Here is a 25,402-nt window from a genome sequence, read left to right as displayed (position 1 = left end):
CGGTTTGCGAATCCGGCATGATCGACGATAATTGTTGAAGATTTCATTAACCGGAAAGCCCCCATGTCCACCGTCAATTTCAGCGTACCCGAAGAGGTGAAACAGGCCTTCAACACCACCTTCCAGGGACGCAACAAGAGCGCCGTGATCGCCGAACTGATGATCCGCGCGGTCGAGGAGGAGCGGACCCGGCAGCGGCGCGCCGCAGCCATCGACGCCATCCTCGAACTGCGTGAGCAGATCGAACCCCTGTCGGCGGAGACCGTTCGCGCCGCGCGGGAGGAGGGCCGACCGTGACACGGGTGGTGGTGGATGCCAGCATCGCCGTGAAGTGGTTCATTCCCGATTCTGCGGGAGAGGAGCACCGACCCCAGGCACTCACGCTGCTCCATGCCATCCACCAAGGCGATCTCCAACTGATTCAACCACCGCATTGGCTGGCCGAGGTGGCCGCCGTGCTCAGCCGACTCGTCCCCGAACGGGCGCTGGAGGCAATCACCCTCCTCCACGCCCTGGAGCTCCCGGTGGAGCAATCGATGGAAAGCTACACACTTGCCTCCGACCTCGCCCGACAACTCGACCACCACCTCTTCGACACCCTCTACCACGCCGTCGCGTTGAACCACTCCGACACCACGCTGTTCACCGCCGACCTGCGCTATCTGCGCAAGGCCGAACACCTTGGAAAGATCGAGCCGCTCGCCCGCTTCACCGGGTAGGGTGTGCCGACGATAGGAGGCGCACCAGTCGGAGATTGGTGCGCCTCGTACCTCGGCACACCCTACGGTTACGTCCACATCTCCCCATACTTTCACAGTAAAAGCGGCATCGAACGAAACCTCCGCCCCAACCCCCGGGCGACAAGCGGCCCGAGCATCGCGGCGCCCCTCCTTCTGCAAACATCCGACAAAAAAAACGCCGGGCGGCCCGCAGGCCGCCCGGCGTCTTCAACAGTCCTCGCGGACTACCGGGCGCTTACTTGAGGCTCTGGTAGTAGTCCATCAGGATCTGCGCCACCTCGGGACGGGAGAACTCCTTCGGCGGGGCGATGCCGTTGCCGAGCATCTCGCGCACCTTGGTGCCGGAGAGCAGCACGAAGTCGTCCTTCTCGTGGTCGGGGGCCTCGCACATCATCACCACCTTGTTGAGCTTCTTCGAGTAGGCGGTGTGGTCGGCGCGGAAGATCTCGATCTGGAGCGTCCCCTCGGGGATGGTGTCGAAGATCTCCTGGGCCTCGAAGGCGCCGTAGTAGTCGCCCACGCCGGCGTGGTCGCGGCCGATGATGAAGTGGGTGGCGCCCATGTTCTGACGGAACACCGCGTGCAGCACCGCCTCGCGGGGACCGGCGTAGAGCATGTCGAAGCCGTAGCCGGTAACCATCGCGGAGTTCGGCGGGAAGTAGAGCTCGACCATCTTGCGGATCGCGGCGTCGCGCACCGGGGCCGGGATGTCGCCCTTCTTCAGCTTGCCGAGCAGCATGTGGATCACCAGGCCGTCGCAGCCCAGGCGGTCCATCGCCATGTGGCACAGCTCCTCGTGGGCGAGGTGCATCGGGTTGCGGGTCTGGAAGGCGACCACCTTCTTCCAACCGCGCTCGGCGATCTCGTTGCGGATCTCGACGGCGGTGCGGAAGGTGTCGGGGAAGTCGCTCTGGAAGTAGGAGAGGCTCAGCACCTGGATGGTGCCGGAGACCACGTAGCGGCCCTGGGCCATGAAGGTGGCGACACCGGGGTGCTCGGAATCGGTGGTGCCGTAGACCTTCTCGGCCATGGTGTTGAGCTCGTCGTCGGAGGCCTCCTCGATCGCCTCCACGTCCATCACCGCGAGGATCGGGTGGCCCTCGACGTTGGGGTCCTTCAGGGCGATGCGCTTGTGGCCCTGGATGCCGGTGACGTCGTCGGTGAGGTTGAGCACCGGGGTGGGCCAGAACAGGCCGTCGGTGGTGTGCATGGTCTCGGCCACCGAGATGGCGTCGGCCAGATTCATATAGCCGGTCAGGGGGTTGAAGTAACCGGCGCCGAGCATCACCGCATTGGCCGCGGCGGCCGAGGTGAGCATCATCGAAGGCAGGTTCTCCGCCTCGTGGGTCAGCTCGTGGTGCTTCTGGGAGTCGTAGACGAAGAGCGGGTTCAGGGTATCGGACCCATGAGGCTTGATCATGCGTGAATTCTCCTGCGGTTATTTTGGCGCCCGCCTGCGGACGGCGGGACGATCTTGAATGCGGACTGCCCGACGCTAGCCGTTCCCCCGGCCGGGCGAGCCCAAGAAAATAAAGGATATGCCCCCGCGAGTGCCACCAATTCTGCTTTATCGCGACATACCGATTCCTTATGAAACCTCGGGACATCCATGGGCATCGCCCTATAGGGCGTGCCGTGCACGCCGTGCCGAGCGAACGCACCACCGCGGAGGAACGGAAGCGATCGATCCGATCGGGGCCTCCGGCAAAGACCGCGAGCCCCCGCCCTCACCGCGAAAGCACGCGGCAACAGGGAAACCGCCATGTAGGTCGGGTTGAGCGCAGCGAAGCCCGACGATCGTTCAACCCATGCCTCCCCCGTAGGAGCGGCCCCAAGGCCGCGATCGGGACGAAGTGCCGTAGTCCGATCTCACGGCGGGGGTTACCGAACCGGCGTCATCGCGGCCTAAGGGCTCGCGAAAGAATAACTTCCTGTTTTGGGGCGTCGAGACGCCGCTCCAACAAGGCGCGCAAAGGGGCGCATACTCGTTGTATGCCGCGGCTTCCGCGTCCTGCTCACGCCGCATACCTACTTCCCTGTAGGCAACCCTTTGCGCAACGCCGCTGGAGAGGAGGCAGATCGGCGTCCCAAAACAGGAAGTTATTCTTTCGCGAGCCCTAAGGGGCCGCCCCTACAAACGGTTCGGACACCGGGGCCAACAATTCGCCTACGTCGTCGATGGTCCGGTTTCAATCCCCCCGCGAAGGGGGCAACCAACTCGGCGACCCCGCCGCCGAGCTTCCCGGCGGCTTCAATCCACGCCCCCGCGAGGGGGGGCGACCGTGACCATCGCCCTCCTTGCTGATGGTCACACTGTTTCAATCCACGCCCCCGCGAGGGGGGCGACCCCCTGATGCCCTGTTCTTCGGCGACACGCCTGGGTTTCAATCCACGCCCCCGCGAGGGGGGCGACGTGTGTCTCCGCAATCGAGCGTCGTGGATGACAGGGTTTCAATCCACGCCCCCGCGAGGGGGGCGACGCCTCCGCCCCGACATCCTGCATGCGATCCACCATGTTTCAATCCACGCCCCCGCGAGGGGGGCGACGCGGTGCGCACAACGGCCGAGGCCTACGTCGCGGGTTTCAATCCACGCCCCCGCGAGGGGGACGACCGCAGACCTCCACCGAGAACGACGACGTCTTCATGTTTCAATCCACGCCCCCGCGAGGGGGGCGACTTCAACGTTGTAGCTCGGCGTCGGCTGGATGTTCTCGTTTCAATCCACGCCCCCGCGAGGGGGGCGACACCGAGCGCGGCGGGAGGCGCCAAGCGGAGACCCGTTTCAATCCACGCCCCCGCGAGGGGGGCGACTACCCGGTGTTTTGGCGGGTGTTTGCGTTACCGAGTTTCAATCCACGCCCCCGCGAGGGGGGCGACCAGGTCGTGCTGGATAGCGGATACCATCGACGAGGCGTTTCAATCCACGCCCCCGCGAGGGGGGCGACCGCCGAAGAACAGGGCATCAGGGGACCACCCGGAGTTTCAATCCACGCCCCCGCGAGGGGGGCGACGCCACCTTCTGTACCCCTTAAGCCACAAGGGTTGCAAGCCCCTTTTCCGCGATCCTCCCTCTGACACGCCGACGTCCCCCGCAATAAGCCGCGAGCGGCCCCTCCGATCCAGCTTTTTCATAATCCAAATCAAACACCTACAACACCCCGCGAACCTCCCCGGGATTTTCTGTCCACTCCGGGTTCGCGCAACCCGCCGCTCACACGATCAACGGCCCCTCCGGGTCATAGGCCGCCTTGGCGCCGACATGCTCCACCCGCCGCTTCCAATTGGCCCCGAGAAAGTAGAACCGCAGGCTGTCGTGGGCCGGATCGATCTCCTCCACCAGCCGAGCGCGCAGCAGCGTCCATTGGGCGGGATCCACCAGGCACTCGAACACCGAGTACTGCACCCGCTGGCCGTAGTCGCGACACACCTTCGCCACCCGGCGCAGCCGCCGCTGCCCCTCCACCCCGTCGGTCTTCACGTCGTAGGTGATCAGTACCAGCATCGCTCCCCTCCCCTATTTCCAGATGAACGGCGGATAGCCGTCGAGATCGCCGCGCAGGTGGCGGGCGAGCAGCATCGCCTGGACATGGGGCAGCAGGCCGACCTCGATCTTCTCACCGAGAAACGGGTGGGTGATCTCCTCACGCTTGCGCTCCTGATAGGCCTAGTACTCCGTCCACCTGATAATTAGGGATGCAGCGGGCCGGGAAGGGGCCAGGCGCAAGGCGCGTCTCGCGGGCAATGGCGAGCCCTTGCCAAGAGACGCAACGCGGCGGATGGCCCCTTCCCGGCCCGCCCGCAGGGAGCCCCCCAAATGCGCTCATGCGGCGTTGCCATCCTTGACCAGGGATCACCATGGCCTGCGGACGGCGCCTTGCCTGAGCACATTTGGGGGGCTCTGCATCCCTAATTATCAGGTGGACGGAGTACTAGCACCGCCTTGCGGGTCGCCTCGTCCATGCTCACCGCGCCGCTCTCCGAGACGGTGAAGCCCTTGCCCTTGAGCTGGCGGCGATTGATCAGTGACAGCGCCAGACGGTCGCCGAGCAGCGGGCGCAGCTCCTCCATCAGGTCCAGCGCCAGCCCCGGCCGGCCGGGACGGTCGCGATGGAGCCAACCCACCGCCGGGTCGAGGCCGACCCCTTCGAGCGCCGCGGTGACGTCGTGGGCGATCAGCGTGTAGAGGAACGAGAGCAGCGCGTTGACATTGTCCAGCGGCGGCCGGCGGCTGCGCCCGCGGAAGAAGAAGGCCGCCTTGTCGCCGGTGATCAGGTGGTCGAAGCAGCCGAAATAGGCGCGCGCCGCCTCCCCCTCCCAGCCGCGCACCCGATCCAGCGGCGAACCCTCCTTTTTGAGCTCCCGGAGCAGGTGACCGAGGTGTTTGACCACCCCCTCCAACGCCGTCGCGCCGTCGTGCCCCCGCCGGTCGCGCAGAGCCCGCTGCAACACCGAACGGCCGTTGGCCACCTTGGCGGCGACGATCACGCGGGCCACCTCGGCGCCCGCCTCCACCTGTTCGGCGCGGCGGTACTGCTCGCGGCGCAGCAGCACGTTGCCGTTGACCGGCCCCTGCACCCGCGCCAGGAAGCGGCCCCGCTCGCTCATGAAGCTGAGCGCCACGTCGCGCTCGCCGCACAACCCCATCAACGACGGGCTGGCGGAGACCTGGCCGAAGGCGACGATCGCCCCCAGGGTGTGGATCGGCACCCGCAGGCGGGTCTCCCGCTCCACCCGCACCACCACCGTTTCGCCCTCCTTCGCCAGGTAGGCCCCCTGGGTGGTGACGTAAAGGGTGTTGAGCAGTCGTTTCATGGCGTCTCCAACATCCGTTGCAGGTAATCGCGCACCGTATGGCCGCCGCGCAGCTCCGGCAGGCAGCGCTCGCGCAGCGAACAGTGGTCGCACTTGGGACCGGGCTCGGCGGGCGGGGTGCGGCCCGCCTCCCATAGTCGGTGGAGTTCGGCGGCCAGCGCCTCGGTGCGTTCGCGCAGCGATTGATCGAGGCGGACCACTTGGCGACGGCGGTTCTTGCCATAGTAGAGGGCACCCTCGGGGATCGTCACCGCCAGCATCTCCTCCAGGCAGAGGGCCTGGGCGCAGAGCTGGACGCGGTCGCAATCGCCCTTCTTGGCGCGGCCCCGCTTGTACTCCACCGGAAAGGGTCGCCAACGCCCTTTGCTGCCGGGCAGCGGCGCCCCCGCCGGGTCGCGGTGGAACTCCACCACGTCGGCGATGCCGTTGAGCCCCAGGCGGTGGGAGTGGAGACGCAGACCGCGGGCGATGCGCAGCGGGCCGCGGCTCTCCACCTCATCGCCGTGGGCGCGGGCGTGGAGCAGCTCGCCCTCGGCGGTGAAGCGGTTCTCGCCCCACTGCTGCTCCAGGTGGATCAGCGCCCACTGCCGCGGACAGTAGGCGAGGTGTTGCAGGCCGGAGAGGGCGAGCAGTTGGTCCTCGGGGTACATCCCTTGCCTCCTTGCGATGGAGTTATCCGTTGATATAGCGCGGCGGTGGTTGGCGATTCCCGGCGACGAGCGATGGTTTATCCCTCCCCGGCGACGACGGGAAGACCCACCATTCAACCGCTACCCAAGCTACGAAAAGAGCTCGCGGCGAGTGTGTTGCGCGCCCCACGAAGGGGGCGACCTGTTGCCTGCGGGGAACGTCGTGCATCTCCACCGAGTTTCAATCCACGCCCCCAAGGGTGACCGTAGGTTGGCGCTACCGCGCCGACGCGAACGGAGGCACCGCCCTCCCGACATCCGCCGCACTTCCCGGATGGTACGTTCCGCTCGGAACCGACATCGTAACCGCAAACCCGCTGCCTTCGTTTACGTCGGCGCAGTAGCGCCAACCTACGGTTCCTGAACATTCGGTTTCAATCCACGCTACCGCGAAGGGGGCGACCTTGCGCGGCTGATGGAAAAGAACACCGTCGCGGAGTTTCAATCCACGCCCCCGCGAAGGGGGCGACACCGGCCTCTGTAACCCTGAAGCCGAAAGGGATTCAACGCCATGTTCCGCGAACCTCTCCGACACGCGTGGCCGTTCCCTTGCGAACGGCGCGGACCATTCCACCGATTCAAGGGTCCATCCCGTTTTATCAATCGGTTGAGGTCTTCCGCGAACCTCCCGGGGATTTCGTGGGCACTTCGGGTTCGCGCAGTCCGCCGGTCGAGCGCTCGACGCCTCCCGCCCCCCCCTTCGCGACGTGCCTCCTGCCCGCTGGTGCGATAGAAGAGTGGCCGGAGAGCCGGACGCGATTACCGTGAAGCGACGCAGAAAAACAGGCGAGACCGTAGGGTGTCCCAGGGGACGAGGCGCACTGCCTTTCGTGGAAACCGGTGCGCCTCCTGTCGTCGGCACACCCTACCCGGGATTCATCGTCCGGGCGGGTCCCGCCGCCGTCATCGCCCTCAGCCGACCACCCGGATCAGTTCGACCCCGGCGGGCAGGTCGCCGTCGTCCACCGCCACCGCGTAGTCGTCGAAGGCGCGCGGCGGCTTCCCCTCCTCCTTCAGCTTCGGCGCGATCCGTTCGAACAGGGTGTGGGCCGGGGCGTTGCCCAGCTTGCCCTCGTGCTTGAACAGATAGAGCCCGCGGCAGGCCATCTCGCCGCGGGCGGCGGAGCGGTCGTATTCGAACATGTTCACCAGCGATTGGGTGAGCAGCTCGAGGTCCTCGGCGGAGAAGCCGGTCTGGCCGGCGAGGTGGGCGGAGATGAAGCCGTGGGCGCGGTAGAGGCCGTAGGGGATGGTGAACTTGCGCCCCATGGTGCGGTTGTCCCCCTGCTGCTTCTCGGCCTCCGCTTCGGTGGCCACCGCCATGCGGGTGATGGCGTGCTCCTGGGCGATCACCGGGTCGATCGAGCGGGCGAAGGTGAGCTGCACCGGGCCGCGCACCTGGCCGCAGTTGACCCCGGTGGACATCACCGCGCCGAAGGTGCGCACGTCGAAGAAGTTGGCGCAGATCCAGTCGCGCGCCTTGATCACGGTGTCGCCGCTCCCCTTGCGCTTCTTGTCGCTCTTCAGCTCCTCCTCGGCTCCCACCGCGACGTAGGCGCGCTCGTGGGTGCGGTTGAGGATCGCCTTCTCCTTGATGTAGATGTCGTAGGGCGGCTGCTCCTCCTTCACCAGTCCGACGAAGTTGCGCACCTTGCGCTTCAGCGCCACGTCGGTGACCAGCCCGCGGCCGGTCTCGGCGTCGATCCGCGGCAGGTTGCCGGCGTCCGGGTCACCGTTGGGGTTGCCGTCGCGGACGTCGAACAGCAGCACGAAGTCGTAGCGGTTCTGAATGGCGTTGCTCATTTCTCGTTCCCCTTGTCACTCTTCTTTCCATTGGCGCCCAGGCGCTTGACCAGATTTTCCACCACCGCCGGATCGGGTCCCGGCTCTTTCGGCCGGAAGAAATCCTGGCGTTGCTGGTAGTAGCCGATGGCGAACTGCCCCTGATCGGGCAGCGCCAGCTGTGCTGGAAATTCGGTCACTCCACCGAGGATCTGGCCGATCAGGGTCTCCGCCCAGGTCACCCGCCCCTTGTCGTTGAGCTTCGCCAGGTGGTGGTTCTTCAGCTTCAGCAGGTTGGCGAAGACCGACAGCGGATTGGCGCTGGCCGCGCCGTAGAACTTGTCGCGGATGGTCGCGTTGATGTCCCCCTGGGCCAGCTGCTGGATGCGCTCCAGCACGGCGAACAGCCGGCCCAGCCGGTAGCCGACGTTGGGGTTTTCCGGGTCCAGTGCCACGTTGATCTCCTTCTCGTTGGATTGTGTGGGTCGTCGTCGCAGCACCGCCTTGATCAGGGCGGCGCGGTAGTAGTCGACGTTGCGCTCGGCGCGGTTACGGGCCACCGCCGCCTGCAACAGGGTGTAGGGGTAGGGGCCGCCGCCGATCACCGCGCGCATCAGCTCGCCGCCCAGGTTGGGCGGGATGTTGTCGGCCTTGCCCTGCACCGCGGTGTGCGCCAGCAGGCGGAACAGCGAGGGGTAGGGCCGGTCGCGGGGGCCGTGGACGATCTCCAGGTCGCGGAAGTGGTCGGCGATCCGGCGGCCGATCTCCGCCACCGTGCCGGTGTGCCAGAAGCGCACCGCGATGCGCGCGGCGTTGGGGGCGAGGCCGAGGACGTGGAAGCGGTTGGTGGAGTCGTCCGCGGTGTAGCCACCCCGCTCCACCGCCCGGAACAGGTCGCGCACCTGCTCGGTGTAGGCCTCAGGGTCCTCTTTGTCGGGCTCGCCGAGCAGGTCGGGGAAGGTCTCCTCCAGGATGGAGGGGGCGCTCGACCAGAAGACGGTGGAGGCATCCCCCACCTGCAACCGCTGGCGCGACTCCCGGCGCAGCAGGTGATTCAGCGCGGTGGTGTAGGCAAAGGCGCCGCGCTCGCCCACCGGGGCGTTGAGCCCCTGCTGCTTGCCGTAGGAGCTGAAGGCGTCGAGGTTGAAGGAGACGATGTTGGCTCCGGAACTCTGTGCCCCCCACACCCCCTTGATCGCGGGGTGGAGCCGCTGCGGGGTGTCGAGGGTGCCGGTCACCGCGCAGAGCCGCCGTTCGCCGCCCTCCGCCGCGGTCAGCCGTTCCAGGAAGGCCGCACGCACTGCCGGGCGTTGGCAGACCAGTTCGGTCTCGCCTTGCAGGCGGAAGGTGAGGTTGCCGGTGGTCGCCTTCACCGCCTCCCACTGTTCGTGGTGCTCCAGCTCGGACAGGTCGAGGCGGTCGAGAAAGACGAGCACCGCGTCGACCCCTTGGTCGCCCAGCTCGCCCAGTTCGTCGCGGATGCGGCCGACGAAGGCCTCGTGGGCCTGGCGGGTGCGCTCCGGCTTGCCCTTGGTGACCACGCCGAGGACGTACTCGATGTTGTCCCACAGCAGATTGGCGGCGACGCCGGAGGTCTTCTTCACCCCTTGCGGCACCAGGTGCTGGCGCGCCACCGCCTTCTTGCCTTGGGTCTCGCGGTTGGGTGCGAGGTCCACCAGCGCGCCGTCGCGGTCGATCACCACCACGAACTCGATCCCCTTGCGCTCGAAGCCGTAGGGGGCGATGCCGCTATCCGGCTCCTCGGCCTTGCGCTGGTAGTAGTCGTTGAGCGCCTGGAGGATCATCCGCGCACCTCCCCGCTCTCCCACTCCGGCACCTCGACCACGCCGCCGCGCAGGGCGGCGTTGAAGAAGCGCGGCGCGGGGTTGGCGCGGTCGCTGTAGTCGAGGTCGTAGAGCATCCAGCCCAGCTCGCGGTCCTCGGGGATCGGCGGCTTGCCCTCTTCGGTCGCCAGCCGGAAGTCGGCGGCGAACTCGCGGCAACCGAGGTAGGGCTGGTTGACGCACTGCCCCTTGGCGGCGCGCCGTTCGAACATCTCGAAGTATTTGACCGCCGGCCCCTCGCGCTCGCTCACCACCTCCAGGTCGGCGTGGAGCCGGTAGGCCACGTCGCGCAGGAAGAGGCCTGCGCGCTGCTGGCGTTCGTCCTCGACGTGGAGGGCCAGCGGGCCGCCGCCGTTCATCGCGGCGGTGACGTTGCGGGTGGAGATACGCGCGCCCACCTCGTTGCGCCGCAGGTTGATCCACTTGACCGGTTCGAGCACCTCGATGCGCCGCACGTGCCAGCGCACCACCGGCTTCCACAGGATCGCCTCGAACACCGCGCGGGCCGCCGAGGGGGTGATCACCTCGTAGGAGACCCGCTCCACCTTCATCTCCGGCCGGGTGAAGCAGGCGAAATCGCCGCTCACCTCCAGTACGAATCGCTTCATGCGTAAAGGCCTCCCACCTTTCGGTCCACATTCATTCCAATCCGGCGTAGGTCGGCGATGCTTCGCCGACGTGAGCGAAGGCACCACGGTTTGAGCGCCCTCCACACCTTCCGAGCAGAAGGCCTATTCGGGAAGGTATCCAGCCTCCCATCCCCCGCTGCCCCCGTTTGCGTCGGCGCGGTAGCGCCGACCTACCAAGCAGACCATCACCTTCGCCAACCCCACACGGCCTTCCCGAGCGCGTTAATCCAAAGCAATCCCAGCGCCCCCCAAAACCGCGCCCCCGTTGCCGTTTTGGTAATATGCAAGCGCGCCCGCGGGCGCGCTTTTTTTGCCCATGGAGCGGGGCTATTTCCCATCATCCAAAAAGCTCGTTGTGGCTCCCGCAACGAACGAGAATCAGCTCTTTCTCCTTCTCAACCCGATAGATCAGCAGAAAATCGGGCTGAATGTGGCACTCCCGGTGAGGTTTCCAGTTCCCGGCCAATAGGTGGTCCTGGTGGCGTGGCGGCAAAGGCTCTCCGCGGAGCAGGGTTTCGATCACCTGTTTGAGCTTGCCGAGATCTCTCTTCGGGTCCTTGGCGGCTCGCTTCAGATCCCGTTTGAACTGTCCCGTTCGACGGAGAGTGAACATCACTTCAGCGCGTCGTCGAAGAGTTCGTCCACCGACTCGAAAGACCCTTCGCCAGGGGCGTTCATGGCTTGCCGGGTGGTTGCGTTGGGGGCCTTCAGTTCCACGGGAAATTCGTGACGAACGACCAACTGATGGAGAAAGATGCGAATCGCGTCCGACATGTTCATGCCGAGCGCGGCGAGAATCTCTTCCGCGTCGTGCTTGATCACGCCGTCGATGCGCGCCCGCACCACTTCGGTCTTGGGGGAGGGTGTCATACTGGATCTCCTTGAACGTGGCCTACACGGGCCACAAAAATGATTGTAGCGCCTTTTGCTTCTGTTCCCGTAAGACGGAGGCTCAGATTTCCACTCCCCCCTCCGGGTAGGGCGGATTAGCGCAGCGTAATCCGCCAGAACGAGGGCACCTCCGCCGACGGCAGCTTCGATGCGGCGACACTCCGCCCGGAAGAGAAGAATTGGACAGGATTAACAGGATTTTCAGGATTAACAGGTTTGATACGAAGGTCGACTGAACGCCGCGCTACGCGAAAACGGCAGAACTCCGAACATGCAGGTGACCTCCATCCTTCGCCCAGGCCACGAAAAAACCTGTTAATCCTGTTAATCCTGTTAATCCTGTCCATTTCTTCTATCAGAACGAAGGCACCGCCGTTCGAGCACCCTCCTCGTCCTCCGAGCGGAAGGCCGAATTCGGATAGATCTCCGGTCACCCATCCCCCGCTGCCCCCGTTTGCGTCGGCGCAGTAGCGCCGACCTACGAGGTGCCGTTTTTCCGACACGGCGATCTCAGCACACCAATGAACCGGCGTCTGTTACCGGCTCCAGCACCACACCCAACTCCCGGTCATACAGCTCCGGCGCGCTCTGCACCCAGATTCCGTCGTACAGCTCCTCGATGAAGCCGTCGTCCACCAACCGCTTGTGATCCTTGAGCGTGAGATTGACCGCGTAACGCTGCAACCCGCGCATCACCCAGCGATCGGGACCGGTGGCGGGGTCGCGGAGTTGGGCAATCAGCCGGGATGCCTTTTCGTCGTAATCGATGAACACCGGCCGCTGATAGCCGTCGTCGATCAGGCGAAACCGCTCCGCCACCGTGCGCAGGGCGAGCACGTCCGGCTTCAGCAGTTCATTGATCCCGGCCCGGTCCGAATCGATCTTGGCGTAGAAGAGGTGAAAGAAGCGCGCGAACCGCTCCGGCTCCAGGGCGTCGCCCTGCAAGCCGTGGAGCAGTTCGCGGGTCGCCCCCACCGCCTTTTCGATGAGGCCGTAATTTCCGCTCGGCGGCACGAACACCTTCACCCGGCCCAACCCGTCGAGCCGCCCCTCGCGGTTGCAGCGTCCCGCCGCCTGGGCGATGGAGTCGAGGCCGGCGAGCGCCCGGTAGACCACCGGGAAGTCGATATCGACCCCCGCCTCCACCAGCTGGGTGGAGATCACCCGCACCGGCTCGCCCGCCTTCAGCCGCGCCTTGATACCGGCGATCACCTCGGCCCGGTGCTGGCCGCACATCAGCGCCGAGAGGTGGATCGTCCCCGGGGGCATCAGCGCGTGGAGCCGGCGGCAGTCGTCGCGCAGATTGACGATGCAGAGCACCGACGGGTGGCCGGCCAGCTCCTCGGCCAGGGCCTCCCACTCCACCGGGGTTTGAAGATCGTCGGGCCACTCCACTCGGGTACGGCGCAACAACTCATGAAGCTGCGCGGGCCGCGGGATGATCTCCCGCGGCGCCGACAGCCCGCGGTAACCGCCGTCGAAGCTCTCCACCGTCCCCAGCATCGGCTGGGTGGCGGTGGAGAGCAGCAGGGTGACGCCGTAGTGGTCGGTGAGCTGGCGCAGCACCGCCAGGATCGGCTCGCGGAACTCCGGCGGCAGCAGTTGCGCCTCATCCAGCACCACCACGCTGTCGGCCAGGTTGTGCAGCTTGCGGGTGCGGCCGGTGCGGGCGGCGAACAGCGACTCGAAGAACTGCACGCTGGTGGTGACGATGACCGGTGCATCCCAGTTCTCGCTGGCCAGGCGGGTGCGCGGCGTCTCCTTCAGCGGGTCCGCCTCCAGGTTGCTGTGGTGCTCCACCACCACCTCACCCAACCCTTCGAAGGCGCGGCGGAACACCTCGGCGGTCTGCTCGATGATGCTGGTGTAGGGGATCACGTAGACCACCCGCCGCTTGCCGTGGGCGCGGGCGTGGTCGAGGGCGAAGGCGAGCGAGGAGAGGGTCTTGCCGCCGCCGGTGGGGACGGTGAGCGAGAAGAGCCCGGCGGGCTCGGTGGCGGCGGCGCGGCAGTGGCCGAGGATCTCGGCACGCAGACGGTTGACCGGGGTCGGCTCGGCCGCCGCGGTCAGTTCCGCCAAGCGGCGGTCGAGGTGGACGCCGAGGGTGGCGATATCGGGATAGCCGCCGCGCAGCCCGCCCCGCGCGGGGTCCATGAACCCCTCGGTGTGGAGGAAGTCGGCATCGACCAGCGCGGAGAAGAGCATCCGCAGCCAGAGGTGCAGCCCCTCGCTGCGCTCCGCCCGGTCGTGCCCCGGCGGCGGGGTGGTCGGCGCCTCGCGCGCCACCAGCTCCAGCGGCGCGGCGCAGAGCGACGCTTCGAGCAGCCCCGCCCCGTGCCCCCGGTCAAGACGCGGCTGCAACGCCGCCGCGCCGCCATCGCCCGCATGGAGGTCCGGTAAACCGGCGTGGTGGCCGGCGATCAACAGCCCCAGCCAACGCGCCCGCTGCGGGTCGAGCCGCTGCTGTGCGAGCAGCGCCCCGGCGATGGAGTGCTCCACCCGCCGCGGGGCGCCCCCCTCGATGTGGGCATCGAGGTCGTTGGCCGCGCGGATGTAGGCCTGGAATTCGGGTTGGAACTTGCCCAGGTCGTGCCACAGGGCGGCGAGCCACGCCCACTCGGCCCCGCCGAAGGGGGCGGCGTGGGCCGCCGCCCGCTCGGCGGTGCCGGCGAGGTGGTCGATCAGCGGGTGGAAGTGGAGCTTGCCGTCGTCGGCACGGCGGATGTGCGCTACCGGGAAATCCTTGTCGGGCTGGGTCATCGGCGGAAGAGTTATCGTTTTTGTGTGGCGCCAAGCCTACCGGTGGCACGATCCGGCCGCACGCCCTTCCGTTGCCCGAACGTTCGACTCTCGGCGGCCATAGCTCCCCTTGCCACCATGGAATCGTGGGTTTCGCCGCCGTATCCGTGCATTGTCCTTCACCCGCCAAGGGTACGAATGAAAGACGCCCCCCTGTAGGAGCGGCCCCAAGGCCGCGATGAGTGCGGAGCGCGGTGCTTCGATCACGCGGCGGGGGCAAACCGAAGCGGCGCCATCGCGGCCTTGGGGCCGCTCCTACAAAGAACGGAGGCACCGCGCTTTCACCATCGACGAAGCTTTTCGAATGAGACGTTCCATTCGGAACGGCCATCACCGCCGTGAGCCCGCTGCCTTCGTTCGTGTCGGCGCGGTAGCGCCGACCTACAGCCGTCGGCGCAAAAAAAGGCGGCCCGCAGGCCGCCCTTCATCCGTCGCTGCGGTGGGCCGCGATCAGCCGGCGGTGAGCGCCGCGTTGACCCGCTTGACGAAGGCCATCGGGTCCTCCAACTGGCCGCCCTCGGCGAGCATCGCCTGGTCGAACAGGATGTGGCTCCAGTCGGCGAAGCGGTCCTCGTCCTGCTCGCTCTTCATCCGCTCGACCAGCGGGTGGCGCGGGTTGACCTCGAGGATCGGCAGGCTGGAGGGCATCTCGTGGCCCGCCTCCTTGAGCAGGCGCTGCATGTGCATCGCCATCTCGTGGGCCTCCAGCACCACGCAGGCCGGGGAGTCGGTGAGGCGGTGGCTGGCGCGCACCTCCTTGACCCGGCCGTCGAGCACCGTCTTCATCCGCTCGAGGATGTCCTTCGACTCCTCGGCGGCCTCCTCGGCGGCCTTCTTCTCCTCCTCATCCTCCAGCTCGCCGAGATCCAGGCCGCCCTTGGCCACCGAGACCAGCGACTTGCCCTCGTACTCGGTGAGGTAGGAGACCATCCACTCGTCCACCCGGTCGGTGAGCAGCAGCACCTCGATGCCCTTCTTCTTGAACACCTCCAGGTGGGGGCTGCTCTTCGCCGCGGCCAGCGAATCGGCGGTGACGTAGTAGATCTTCTCCTGACCCTCCTTCATGCGCTCGATGTAGCTGTCGAGGCCCACCGTGGCATCGCCGGAGTCGGCGCCGATCTCGGCATTGGTGGAGTGGAAACGCAGCAGCTTGGCGATCCGCTCGCGGTTGCCGTGGTCCTCGGCGGGGCCCTCTTTCAGCACCTTGCCGAACTCGTTCCAGAAACTCTGGTACTGCTCGGCGTCGTCCTTGGCCATCTTCTCCAGGGCGTCGAGGACGCGCTTCACCGAGGCCGAGCGCATGCCATCGATCAGCTTGTTGTGCTGGAGGATCTCGCGCGAGACGTTGAGCGGCAGGTCGTCGGAGTCGATCACGCCGCGCACGAAGCGCAGGTAGGCGGGCATCAGCTGCTCGGCGTCATCCATGATGAAGACGCGCTTGACGTAGAGCTTGATGCCGTGGCGGCGCTCACGGTCGAACAGATCGAACGGCGCGCGCTTCGGCAGATAGAGCAAGGAGGTGTACTCCTGCTTGCCCTCGACCCGGTTGTGCAGCCACAGCAGCGGGTCGTCGAAGTCGTGGCCGACGTGCTTGTAGAACTCCTTGTACTCGTCGTCGCTGATCTCGCCCTTCGGCCGCGCCCACAGCGCGGAGGCGCTGTTGACGGTTTCGAGCTTGGGCTCCTCGGCCTCCTCGCCCTCCGCCGGCGGCATCGGGTGAGACATCATCTGCACCGGGATGGAGATGTGGTCGGAGTACTTGCGGATGATCGAGCGCAGGCGGTAGTCCTCGGCGAACTCGGTGGCGTCCTCGCGCAGGTGCAGCACCACCTCGGTGCCGCGGCTCGGCATGTCCACCGTCTCCAGCGAATAGCTCCCCTCGCCGGCCGACTCCCAGCGCACGCCGTGCTCGGCGGCGAGGCCGGCGCGGCGGGTGGTGAGGGTCACCTTGTCTGCAACGATGAAGGCGGAGTAGAAGCCGACGCCGAACTGGCCGATCAGCTGCGCATCCTTGGCCTGATCGCCGGTCAGCGACTCGAAGAACTGGCGGGTGCCGGACTTGGCGATGGTGCCGATGTTGTCCATCACCTCCTGGCGGTTCATGCCGATGCCGTTGTCGCGGACGGTGACGGTGCGCGCCTCCTTGTCGAAGGCCACCTCGACGCGCAGCTCCGGGTCGCCCTCGAACAGCGCGTCGTCGGTGAGTCCCTCGAAGCGCAGCTTGTCGCACGCATCGGACGCGTTGGAGATCAGCTCGCGCAGGAAGATCTCCTTGTTGCTGTAGAGCGAATGGATCATCAGCTTGAGCAGCTGACTGACTTCGGTTTGAAACTCCAGCGTTTCCTTGTGGGCCTCGACGCTCATCTCTCCAAATCTCCTCAGATCAAATGGTTATCGTGGTGCTCCGGCCAGCGGATTCCCCCTAAGTGGGTGCGGTCTCCGGCCATTTCAAGAAGGGTTGTGGACAAAACCTTGACCACACTGGATCGATACCCCTACCATTCGAACAAGTTGCTTGAAGGACAGTGGCTTAGGGCCCACCAAGTTGATAACGCGGACGACGACAATAAAAGGGGCTACCATGCAGATCAGCACCACCCGTTTCGGCGAGATTGAGATCGACCCCGATACCGTCATCACCTTTCCCGACGGTATTCCCGGTTTCGAGCACTGCACCCGCTACAAGCTGCTCCACGAGGAGGGCAAGCCGCTGATCCAGTGGCTGCAGTCCCTGGACGACCCCGACCTCACCTTCTCGGTGGTCGACCCCTCCGCCTTCAACATCTTCTACGAGTTCGCCATCACCGAGGAGCAGGCCGCCTTCATCGGCCTGCACGAGACCGGGGAGGCCGCGGTCTTCATGCTGCTCTACAAGCCCGACGAGAACAGCGCCAACGAGGAGATCGACCCGGTACTGCGCGACAACGTGCGCGCCAACGCCTCCTGCCCCCTGGTGGTCAACATGCGCACCCTCACCGGCTTCCAGATCCGCCTCAAGGACCCTGAGCGCGAGACCATCATCCGCGAGCGCGACCACTAGGAGCCTGTCGGGCTTCGGATGAATCGGCCGCGAAAGCGGGATGACGGCCCTGCCCTTTTCCGAAAATCCTCGCCAAACAGCGCGCTATTCTCCTCAGAATTTTCGAAAAATTGGGGCCGCCCTCCTGCCCTCCCGCAGCTTGATCCCCCTTAGTCCGACAGGCTCCCGGCGCGCTGCGCCGGCGGTGGCGTCCCCCGTCACCGCCGCGCAACATCCGGCGACGATACTGCGCGGACCGTTCGTTCCGCGCCGATTCCGGGTTAGAATTCCCCCTCTTTTTATCCGACGTCACCCTGCCGTGGCATCGGCATGTCGCGCCGTCCGTAAGGAGCCCCCATGAAGATCGAGAGCGTCGCCACCACCCCGTTCGACGACCAGCGCCCCGGCACCTCCGGCCTGCGCAAGAAGGTGAAGGTCTTCGCCACCCCCCGCTATCTGGAGAACTTCGTCCAGTCCATCTTCGACAATCTGCCCGACCGCAAGGGCAAACGGCTCGCCATCGGCGGTGACGGCCGCTACCACAACCGCACCGCGATCCAGACCATCATCCGCATGGCCGCGGCCAACGGCTTCAAGGAGATCCTGGTGGGGCGCGGCGGCATCCTCTCGACGCCGGCGATGTCCTGCGTGATCCGCGAGCGCAACTGCTTCGGCGGCATCATCCTCTCGGCCAGCCACAACCCCGGCGGTCCCGACGGCGACTTCGGCATCAAGTACAACGGCGAGAACGGCGGCCCCGCCCCGGAGAAGCTCACCGAGGCGGTCTACGCCTCGAGCAAGGTCATCCCCGAGTACCGCATCGCCGACCTGCCGGAGATCCCGCTGGACGCCGACGGCGAGCACACCTTCGACGACGTCACCATCCGCGTGATCGACCCGGTGGCGGACTACGCCGCGCTGATGGAGCGGCTGTTCGACTTCGACGCGGTCCGCGCGCTGTTCGCCTCGGGCTTCCGCATGCGCTTCGATGCGATGCACGCGGTGACCGGTCCCTATGCCCGCGAGATCCTCGAAGGACGCCTCGGCGCCCCGGCCGGCACGGTGATCAACGGTGAGCCGAAGGAGGACTTCGGCGGCCACCATCCCGACCCGAACCTGGCCCATGCGAAGGAGCTGGTCGAGGAGCTGTTCCGCGACGACGGCCCCGACTTCGGCGCCGCCTCCGACGGCGATGGCGACCGCAACATGATCCTCGGGCGCAACTTCTTCGTCACCCCTTCCGACTCGCTGGCGGTGCTGGCGGCCAATGCCCGCCTGATCCCCGCCTTCAAGGAGGGGATCGCCGGCGTCGCCCGCTCGATGCCGACCAGCCAGGCGGCCGACCGGGTCGCCAAGAAGCTCGGGCTGGAGAGCTTCGAGACCCCCACCGGCTGGAAGTTCTTCGGCAACCTGCTGGATGCCGGCCGCGTCACCCTGTGCGGCGAGGAGAGCTTCGGCACCAGCGCCAACCACGTGCGCGAGAAAGACGGGCTGTGGGCGGTGCTGTTCTGGCTCAACCTGCTCGCCGAGCGGCGCGAGTCGGTAGCCGACATCGTCCGTGCCCACTGGCGCGAGTACGGCCGCAACTACTACTCGCGCCACGACTACGAGGAGGTGGATAGCGAGGCGGCCAAGGGGGTGATGGAATACCTGCGCGGCCAGCTCGAGCGGCTCTCGGGGCAGCCCCTGGCGGGGCGCGAGGTGAGCTACGCCGACGACTTCGCCTACCACGACCCGATCGATGGCTCGGTCTCCACCAACCAGGGGATCCGCATCGGCTTCGAGGACGGCTCGCGGATCGTCTTCCGCCTCTCCGGCACCGGCACCCGCGGGGCCACCCTGCGCATCTACATCGAGTCCTTCGAGGCCGATCCCGAGCGCCAGGACCACGACCCGCAGGAGGCGCTGGCCGAGCTGATCGAGCTAGCCGACCAGCTGGGCGAGGTGAAGAAACGCACCCGCCGCGACGGGCCGACGGTGATTACCTAAGCGACGCATGGCGACCGTGACGCACGGCCGTTTTGACCATGAAGGGGGAGGTGGCTTAGAGCGTAGGGTGTGCCGAGGCACGAGGCGCACCACCTTCGGACACTGGTGCGCCTCGTACCTCGGCACACCCTACCTGTAGGTCGTCGCTACTGCGGCGACGCGAACGGAAGCAGCGGAAATTGGGACTGAGACTCCCTGACCGAGCACTACCATCCGGAAAGATGCTGCGCGAGGTTCACCGCCGCTGCCCCCGTTCCCGTCGCCGTGGTAGCGACGACCTACGTGAAGAGGGAATCCCTACCCTTCACGCCCTTGGTTCTTCTTTGCCTTCCCATCATGGTATAGGCCCCCCATCCCAAAACCGGGAGCAACCGATGCCAGACACTCCCCTGCTGCTCTGCTCCGATCTCGATCGCACCCTGATCCCCAACGGCCCGCAGCCCGAATCCCCCGAGGCGCGCCCGCGCCTGCGCGCCTTTGCCGCCCGGCCCGACACGCTCATCGCCTACGTCAGCGGCCGCCACCGGGCACTGATCCAACAGGCGATCGAGGAGTGGGCGCTGCCCATTCCCGACTTCGCCATCGGCGACGTCGGTACCACCATCTATCGGATCCAGGAAAACGAGTGGGTGCCGTGGACGGCGTGGGAGGAGGAGATCGCCCCCGACTGGGCCGGCCACAGCGGCGGCGACCTGGCCAACCGCCTCGCCGACCTTCCCGGCCTGCGCCTGCAGGAAGAGGAGAAGCAGAACCGCTTCAAACTGAGCTACTACCTGCCACTCGACACCGACCACCGGCCGCTGCTCGACGAGGTGGCACGCCGCCTCGACGCCCTGGGGGTGCGCGCCAACCTCATCTGGAGCATCGACGAGGCGGAGAACGTCGGCCTGCTGGACCTCCTGCCGGCCTCCGCCGACAAGCTCCACGCCATCCGCTTCCTCATCCGCCGCCTGGGACTCCCCGAGGAGCGGACCCTGTTCAGCGGCGACAGCGGCAACGATCTGGCCGCCCTCACCAGCGGGCTGCCGGCGATCCTGGTGCGCAACGCCGCCGACGAGGTGCGCGACGAGGCGCTACGGGCCGCCCCCGACCGGAGCCGGCTCTACCTCGCCCATGGCGGCTTCGACGGCATGAACGGCTACTACGCGGCGGGGGTGCTGGAGGGCATCGCCCATTTCCACCCAGAATTCGCGGGGGAGTCGGAACTCACTCCGCGCTCTGCGGCCGTCCTTTCGGGTGATATTCGGTGACGTCGAGGTAGCCCCGTTCGATCGCCAGCTCCAGCGCCTTGGTCGCCTTCAACAGCTCCTCGTAGATGCTCCCCAGCTCGCGCAGGCGGGTGACGTCCTCCAGCTTCGGATCCTGATCGCCGATCCCGTTGGCCACCTCGAAGAGGTGTTCGATGTAGGCGGCCCGCGCCCGCGCCATGCAGCTCACGATCGGATCGATGTCCTCAATGCGCAGCTCGCGCACCCGCGGATTGATCTCCGCCCGGTTGACCAACCGCCGCAGGCGATCGACCTCCATCAACATCCGTTGCCGATCTCTCGGATCGTCGCTCATGCCAACCTCCCCCTCAACCGCATTGGATTACGGCGCGACGCCCTGCCACGCCGCAAATCAATATAGCAGTCAAAGCAGGGAACAGGCCTCGTCGAAATCGAGGCGCGGGCCGCGGGGGTGGAGCCGATCGCGATCGCCGTAGCCGATGGCGCAGATGAAATTGGCCTTCCACCGGCCGTCGGGGAAGAACTCCCCATTCAACGCCTCGCCGTCGAACCCGGACATCGGCCCGCAGTCGAGGCCAAGGGCGCGGGCGGCGAGCATGAAGTAGGCCCCCTGGAGCGTCGAGTTGCGGAACGCCGCATTGTGGATCGCCTCCGGCTTGCCGGCGTACCAGGAGCGGGCGTCGGTGTGGGGGAAGAGCCGCGGCAGCGCCTCGTAGAACGCCATGTCCATGGCGATCACCGCCACCACCGGCGCGCTCATGCACTTGTCGACGTTGCCCTCGGCGAGGACCGGCTTGAGCCGTGCCTTGCCCTCCGGCGAGCGGATGAAGAGCAGCCGCATCGGGCAGGCGTTGGCCGCGGTGGGGCCCCACTTGGTCAGCTCGTAGATCGCCCGCAGCTGGTCGTCGCCCACCGGCCGATCGAGCCAGTAGGAGAAGCTGCGCGCCTCGCGGAAGAGGGTGTCCAGCGCCGCGTCGGTCAATGGTTCCATGGGTCTCGCCTCACTCGGATAGGGGAATTGGGCCCATTAAGGCAGATTCGGAGAGCCCCCTCAACCACACCGGGAGTGGCCCCTTCCCCGAGCCGACATACCCTTGATGTCGAAAGCCCGCGACGGATCGAAGCGTCGCTCAATTGGCGATCGCGGAATAGCGCTCGACCCGCTCCAGCATCTGGATGTCCATCAGCACCGCTCCGTCCGCCCTGGTTGCGACGCTCCGCGTCGTAACCGGCCACTTGGACGCTCTGCGTCCAGGAGGTGACACGGCCCGGAAAAGCCGCAACTCCGCCCCGCGAGACGCAGAGCGTCGAAGAAGACGTTCCCACGCAGAGCATCGAAGAAGACGTTCCCACGCAGAGCATCTAAAGAAGACGTTCCCACGCAGAGCGTGGGAACGAGGGGCAATGGCCGGAGCCTACCTCGTCGACGGCCCGCTCCGTCCCCTCTGCGGTGTGTCCTCGCTCGACTAACCGGAGACCTCCGGCAACCGCCACGCATAAAACGCCGCCACCAGCGAAACCCCCGCCAGCAACAGGATCACCTCCGCCGTCCCCATCCAGTCGCCGAGCAGACCGACCAGCCCGCCGGCCAGCATCACCACCCCGATCACCGTATTGCTCACCGCCACCATCGCCGCACGGTTCTGCTGGTCGGCCATGTCCACCAGATAGACCTTGCGCCCCAGCCGCACCCCGCTGTGGGCGGTGACCAGCAGCAGGTAGGCCAGCGCGTGGAACCAGGGCGACTCCAACAGCGACGAACCGCTGCCGGCCAGCGCCCACATCCCCACCCCGAGCAGTCCCGCCAACCCCGAGGCCAGGGTCATCACCGTGCGACTGGAGCGGTCCCCCATCCGCCCCCACAGCGGCGCGCTCAGGCTGTCGGCCAGCCCCGCGGCGATCACCAGCATCCCCAGCCCGGCCAACCCGCTGCTCCACTGCTGCGCCAACAGCACGTAGAACGGTGGCGCCAGCGCCACCCCGAGGAGCAGCGAGCGGGTGAGGACGAAACGGCGGAACGCGGGATCCCGCAACAGCGCCAGACTCGCCAGCGCCGTCTCCAGCGCATTACCGCCCCCCTCGGTAGCACCGGGTTGCTCGCGGATCGAGGCGAAGGAAAGGATCGCCGGCAACCAGATCGCCCCGCCCACCAGAAACAGCCCCGCCAGCAGCGCCGGCCCCGCATCGCGGCCGAGGGTCTCGATCCCCAGACCGATGAACAGCGTCACGCTGCCGGCGATCCCCGAGGCGAGCCCCATCAACCGGCCGCGGCGGCTCTTCGACACCGTCTTGCCCAGCACATCCTTGGCCGACACCGAGCAGAGCCCGCGGGAGAGACTGAACACCACCAGGGCGGCGAGCAGCGCCCAGCCGGCCGCGGTGCCGGAGAGCGACAGGCCGGTGAGCCCCATCGCCGCCAGCGACAGTGCCGAGAGCGCCGCCCCGGTGACCCACACCCACTTGCGGACCGCCAATTTGCGCACCATCGCCGCCACCGCCAGCTGCGGCAACAGCACCCCCGACTCGCGGATCGGCACCAGGAAACCGACGAACAGCGCCGGCACCCCGAGCGCCCCGAACAGCCACGGCAGCACCAGCTTGGCACTGGCGATCTCATCGGCCACCTTGCCGAGCAGATTAGCGATCAGATAGGCGAAGAAGTTGTGCGGCTGATCGTTGCACGCCTGCTCCGGGATCTCCTTGCAGACCCGCGCATCCTCGTCGCCGGTGACCAGGTCGTAGAGGCTTTCGATTTTGTTTTTGTGGTACATGGGGTCTCCCCGAACTAGGATGCTGCGGATTCCCAAGAGTATCGCAGAGCCACCAATGACGAGGTAATGGGCACTTTCGGCGCCCTCACCAACCCCATGACCCTATCCGCCACCCTCGCCCTCTCCCTCCTCGCCATCGTCCTCATGGCCACGATCTGGCGCCTCGCCTCCCGCCGCCAGAGCCTCCCCTGTCCGGTCTGGTTGCGCTGGCTGGTGGAGCTGGACAACCCGTTCACCCGAACGAACCGTGCCCGCTTCATCGTCGAAACGCTCGAACTCGCCGAAGGCATGACGGTGCTGGACGCCGGCTGCGGACCGGGACGCATGACCGTCCCCCTGGCCCACGGCGTCGGCCCGGCCGGCCGGGTGGTGGCGCTCGACCTCCAGCCGGGGATGCTCGCCCGCGCCAAGACCAAGACGGAGGCCGCCGGCTGCGCCAACGTCGAATTCGTCGCCGCCCCGCTCGGCGGGAACACGCTCCCCACCGAACGCTTCGACCGCGCGGTGCTGGTCACCGTCCTCGGCGAGATCCCGGATCGCGCAGCGGCGTTCGCCGAGCTGTCCTCCGCGCTCAAGCCCGGCGGCCTCCTCGCGGTGGTCGAGGTGATCTTCGACCCCCACTTCCAGACCCGCAGAACCGTCACCGACCTCGCCGTGGCAACGGGCCTGCGCGAACGGGCCTTCTTCGGCCATCGCCTGGCGTACGTCATTCATTTCGCGAAACCCGGAGCGGAGTGAAACCTCTTTTATCTCCACTTTGCTGGGTTGCTTCAGCTCACCCTACTCCTCATTCCCCTCGATTGATGCCGCCACTGATGTCAACTATAGTTGACGCATGATCGAGATCATCAAGACCGATACTTTCGATCGGTGGCTGAGAAAGCTTCGGGATCGCCGGGCAAAGGCACGGATCGAGATGCGGATTCGTCGTCTGGAGCTGGGCAATGCGGGAGATGTGGAGCCGATCGGCGACGGATTGAGCGAGATGAGGATCGACTATGGTCCCGGCTACCGGGTGTATTTCATGCAGCAGGGCACGATTCTGGTAATTCTTCTGTGCGGAGGCGACAAGCACACACAGCGGAAAGACATCACCAAGGCGAAGGCGCTTGCTCAGGAGTGGAGTGGTTGAGCGATGGCCGAAAAATTCAGCCGCTATGACACCGCGGACTACCTCGAAACGGAGGAAGACATCCGCCTCTATCTCGAAGCCTGCCTGGAGGACGGCGACCCCTCGCTCGTCGCCGCGGCGCTTGGCGACATCGCCAGGGCGAGAAACATGACCCAGTTGGCGAAAGAGGTCGGCTTGACCAGGGCCGGGCTGTACAAGGCCCTTTCTCCCGGCGGCAACCCGAGTTTCGCCACGGTCGCGAAGGTGGCGAAGGCGCTCGGCCTGAAGATCACCATTCAGCCCGCCGCGTGACCACTCCCCATTGCGAGGATAAAACCCGTGGCCACCCTGGTTGTGCGCAACGTCGACCACGACATCGTCGACGCGCCGAAGACGCGGGCACCCCGGCACGGCATTGGTTCGTAGGGCGGATTAGCGATAGCGTAATCCGCCAAATCGGAGCTGCCTCCGGCGAGGGTGCCCTCGTTCCCGGCGGATTACGCTGCGCTAATCCGCCCTACGGGTTACCGACGGGCGGGTCGCCGGCTGCCTTCCGCTCGGCGAAGGTGTGGCGCAACAGCTCCGACGGGGAGACTCCCGCTTCCGCTGCCGCCTCGAGCACCATCTCCAGCGCCTCCTGATCGCGTCGGTAGGGGGCAATCAGCGCGTCGAAACGCTCCAGCACATCGACATGGGAAGAGATGCCTCGGGCGAGTAGGCGGACCGGCAGGACTCGGCCTCGCGCGACGTCCTCCCGCAGGGTGTCCGTAAGGGTGGTTTCCACGATCTCCGCGACGTATGAGATGGCGTAGACATAGTCCCGCAGGTCGTCCACCACGTCGCGGAACATGGGCAAGCTGGTAGAATGGTCGATAGCCATTGATGACGCCTCCTTTGACAGGTGTCGTTGTGGTTAGAGGGCCGGGGCGTCGCCACAACGCCCCGGCTTCTCGTTACAGATTTCTGTCGGATCTCCTTACCAGCGCGTCAGACTCAAACAGAGCGCAGACGAATCACATAACATGATATTATCGATTACACGAAATAATGCAAGCGGAAATTGATGCGTTTGCTTATCATTTGGGAAACAGTCGA

22 protein-coding genes, 1 pseudogene and 1 CRISPR repeat array are annotated in these 25,402 nt (G+C 66.4%); of the genes and pseudogenes, 8 read left to right on the top strand and 15 right to left on the bottom strand.

Annotated elements, in window-relative coordinates:
* Positions 1–63: 63 nt before the first annotated feature.
* Both ACYQ2W_RS01650 and ACYQ2W_RS01645 read left to right on the top strand, forming a co-directional pair.
* A complete protein-coding gene (locus ACYQ2W_RS01650; RefSeq protein ID WP_459862760.1) occupies positions 64–297 on the top strand; it encodes a hypothetical protein in 234 nt (77 codons plus the stop codon).
* Complete coding sequence (locus ACYQ2W_RS01645) at positions 294–719, top strand: type II toxin-antitoxin system VapC family toxin (RefSeq protein ID WP_459862758.1); 426 nt, start codon at positions 294–296, stop codon at positions 717–719. Before ACYQ2W_RS01650 ends, ACYQ2W_RS01645 begins: the two co-directional genes overlap by 4 nt.
* A gap of 256 nt (positions 720–975) precedes the next feature.
* On the opposite strand, the gene sat is transcribed toward ACYQ2W_RS01645, so the two are convergent.
* The 11 genes from sat to htpG form a co-directional block, all read right to left on the bottom strand.
* On the bottom strand, positions 976–2,160 hold the full coding sequence (gene sat / locus ACYQ2W_RS01640) for a sulfate adenylyltransferase (RefSeq protein WP_459862756.1): 1,185 nt from the start codon (positions 2,158–2,160) through the stop codon (positions 976–978).
* Positions 2,161–2,988: 828 nt separating this feature from the next.
* Positions 2,989–3,753: a CRISPR direct-repeat array (repeat unit 32 nt; unit sequence GTTTCAATCCACGCCCCCGCGAGGGGGGCGAC).
* Between the two features lie 200 nt (positions 3,754–3,953).
* Complete coding sequence (cas2, locus tag ACYQ2W_RS01635; RefSeq protein ID WP_459862754.1) at positions 3,954–4,244, bottom strand: CRISPR-associated endonuclease Cas2; 291 nt, start codon at positions 4,242–4,244, stop codon at positions 3,954–3,956.
* A gap of 404 nt (positions 4,245–4,648) precedes the next feature.
* Positions 4,649–5,554 carry a type I-C CRISPR-associated endonuclease Cas1c gene (gene cas1c, locus ACYQ2W_RS01630; protein WP_459862753.1) on the bottom strand — a complete coding sequence of 302 codons (906 nt, stop codon included), beginning with the start codon at positions 5,552–5,554 and terminating at the stop codon, positions 4,649–4,651.
* The gene (gene cas4 / locus ACYQ2W_RS01625; RefSeq protein WP_459862751.1) at positions 5,551–6,204 is read right to left on the bottom strand and encodes a CRISPR-associated protein Cas4; all 654 of its coding nucleotides are present in this window, start codon (positions 6,202–6,204) and stop codon (positions 5,551–5,553) included. Before cas4 ends, cas1c begins: the two co-directional genes overlap by 4 nt.
* Positions 6,205–7,155: 951 nt before the next feature.
* On the bottom strand, positions 7,156–8,046 hold the full coding sequence (gene cas7c / locus ACYQ2W_RS01620) for a type I-C CRISPR-associated protein Cas7/Csd2 (RefSeq protein WP_459862749.1): 891 nt from the start codon (positions 8,044–8,046) through the stop codon (positions 7,156–7,158).
* Positions 8,043–9,830, bottom strand: coding sequence for a type I-C CRISPR-associated protein Cas8c/Csd1 (cas8c, locus tag ACYQ2W_RS01615; RefSeq protein WP_459862747.1), 1,788 nt, complete (start codon positions 9,828–9,830; stop codon positions 8,043–8,045). The genes cas7c and cas8c overlap by 4 nt, the downstream gene beginning before the upstream one ends.
* Positions 9,827–10,477, bottom strand: coding sequence for a type I-C CRISPR-associated protein Cas5c (gene cas5c / locus ACYQ2W_RS01610; protein WP_459862745.1), 651 nt, complete (start codon positions 10,475–10,477; stop codon positions 9,827–9,829). Before cas5c ends, cas8c begins: the two co-directional genes overlap by 4 nt.
* Before the next feature lie 358 nt (positions 10,478–10,835).
* The gene (locus ACYQ2W_RS01605; protein ID WP_459862834.1) at positions 10,836–11,111 is read right to left on the bottom strand and encodes a type II toxin-antitoxin system YafQ family toxin; all 276 of its coding nucleotides are present in this window, start codon (positions 11,109–11,111) and stop codon (positions 10,836–10,838) included.
* Positions 11,111–11,368, bottom strand: a complete 258-nt coding sequence (locus tag ACYQ2W_RS01600) for a type II toxin-antitoxin system RelB/DinJ family antitoxin (RefSeq protein WP_459862743.1) — start codon at positions 11,366–11,368, stop codon at positions 11,111–11,113. The genes ACYQ2W_RS01605 and ACYQ2W_RS01600 overlap by 1 nt, the downstream gene beginning before the upstream one ends.
* A 531-nt stretch (positions 11,369–11,899) precedes the next feature.
* A complete protein-coding gene (locus ACYQ2W_RS01595; RefSeq protein WP_459862741.1) occupies positions 11,900–14,149 on the bottom strand; it encodes a CRISPR-associated endonuclease Cas3'' in 2,250 nt (749 codons plus the stop codon).
* 489 nt (positions 14,150–14,638) lie between these two features.
* Entirely contained in the window at positions 14,639–16,552 is a 1,914-nt protein-coding gene (gene htpG, locus ACYQ2W_RS01590) for a molecular chaperone HtpG (RefSeq protein ID WP_459862739.1), read from the bottom strand.
* A 217-nt stretch (positions 16,553–16,769) separates the two neighbouring features.
* On the opposite strand from htpG, the gene fliW reads away from it, so the two are divergent.
* The 3 genes and pseudogenes from fliW to ACYQ2W_RS01575 all read left to right on the top strand — a co-directional run.
* Complete coding sequence (gene fliW, locus ACYQ2W_RS01585) at positions 16,770–17,228, top strand: flagellar assembly protein FliW (RefSeq protein WP_459862737.1); 459 nt, start codon at positions 16,770–16,772, stop codon at positions 17,226–17,228.
* Positions 17,229–17,564: 336 nt separating this feature from the next.
* Positions 17,565–19,196 (top strand): alpha-D-glucose phosphate-specific phosphoglucomutase, encoded by a 1,632-nt coding sequence (locus tag ACYQ2W_RS01580; RefSeq protein ID WP_459862735.1) that lies wholly within the window; start codon positions 17,565–17,567, stop codon positions 19,194–19,196.
* A 374-nt stretch (positions 19,197–19,570) separates the two neighbouring features.
* Positions 19,571–20,383, top strand: a pseudogene (locus tag ACYQ2W_RS01575) (HAD-IIB family hydrolase); the annotation flags it as partial.
* Between the two features lie 19 nt (positions 20,384–20,402).
* On the opposite strand, the gene ACYQ2W_RS01570 reads toward ACYQ2W_RS01575, so the two are convergent.
* The 3 genes from ACYQ2W_RS01570 to ACYQ2W_RS01560 all read right to left on the bottom strand — a co-directional run bounded on the left by ACYQ2W_RS01570 (position 20,403) and on the right by ACYQ2W_RS01560 (position 23,196).
* A complete protein-coding gene (locus ACYQ2W_RS01570) occupies positions 20,403–20,759 on the bottom strand; it encodes a hypothetical protein (RefSeq protein WP_459862733.1) in 357 nt (118 codons plus the stop codon).
* Between the two features lie 69 nt (positions 20,760–20,828).
* A complete protein-coding gene (locus ACYQ2W_RS01565) occupies positions 20,829–21,416 on the bottom strand; it encodes a malonic semialdehyde reductase (protein WP_459862732.1) in 588 nt (195 codons plus the stop codon).
* A gap of 475 nt (positions 21,417–21,891) precedes the next feature.
* Positions 21,892–23,196, bottom strand: a complete 1,305-nt coding sequence (locus ACYQ2W_RS01560; protein ID WP_459862730.1) for an MFS transporter — start codon at positions 23,194–23,196, stop codon at positions 21,892–21,894.
* A gap of 66 nt (positions 23,197–23,262) precedes the next feature.
* Here ACYQ2W_RS01560 and ACYQ2W_RS01555 point away from each other — a divergent pair, with 66 nt between their 5' ends.
* From ACYQ2W_RS01555 to ACYQ2W_RS01545, 3 genes are all read left to right on the top strand, one after another.
* Entirely contained in the window at positions 23,263–23,934 is a 672-nt protein-coding gene (locus ACYQ2W_RS01555; RefSeq protein WP_459862728.1) for a class I SAM-dependent methyltransferase, read from the top strand.
* A 97-nt stretch (positions 23,935–24,031) separates the two neighbouring features.
* Positions 24,032–24,328 (top strand): type II toxin-antitoxin system RelE/ParE family toxin, encoded by a 297-nt coding sequence (locus tag ACYQ2W_RS01550; RefSeq protein ID WP_459862726.1) that lies wholly within the window; start codon positions 24,032–24,034, stop codon positions 24,326–24,328.
* A gap of 3 nt (positions 24,329–24,331) precedes the next feature.
* Positions 24,332–24,619 (top strand): addiction module antidote protein, encoded by a 288-nt coding sequence (locus ACYQ2W_RS01545; RefSeq protein WP_459862724.1) that lies wholly within the window; start codon positions 24,332–24,334, stop codon positions 24,617–24,619.
* 205 nt (positions 24,620–24,824) lie between these two features.
* Here the strand turns inward: ACYQ2W_RS01545 and ACYQ2W_RS01540 are convergent, their stop codons facing one another.
* Positions 24,825–25,187, bottom strand: coding sequence for a hypothetical protein (locus ACYQ2W_RS01540; protein WP_459862722.1), 363 nt, complete (start codon positions 25,185–25,187; stop codon positions 24,825–24,827).
* Positions 25,188–25,402 lie beyond the last annotated feature (215 nt).

Source organism: Endothiovibrio diazotrophicus (assembly GCF_054657215.1).
Note: the sequence above shows the minus strand (reverse complement) of the source record. Positions and strands in the feature narration are given on the sequence as shown.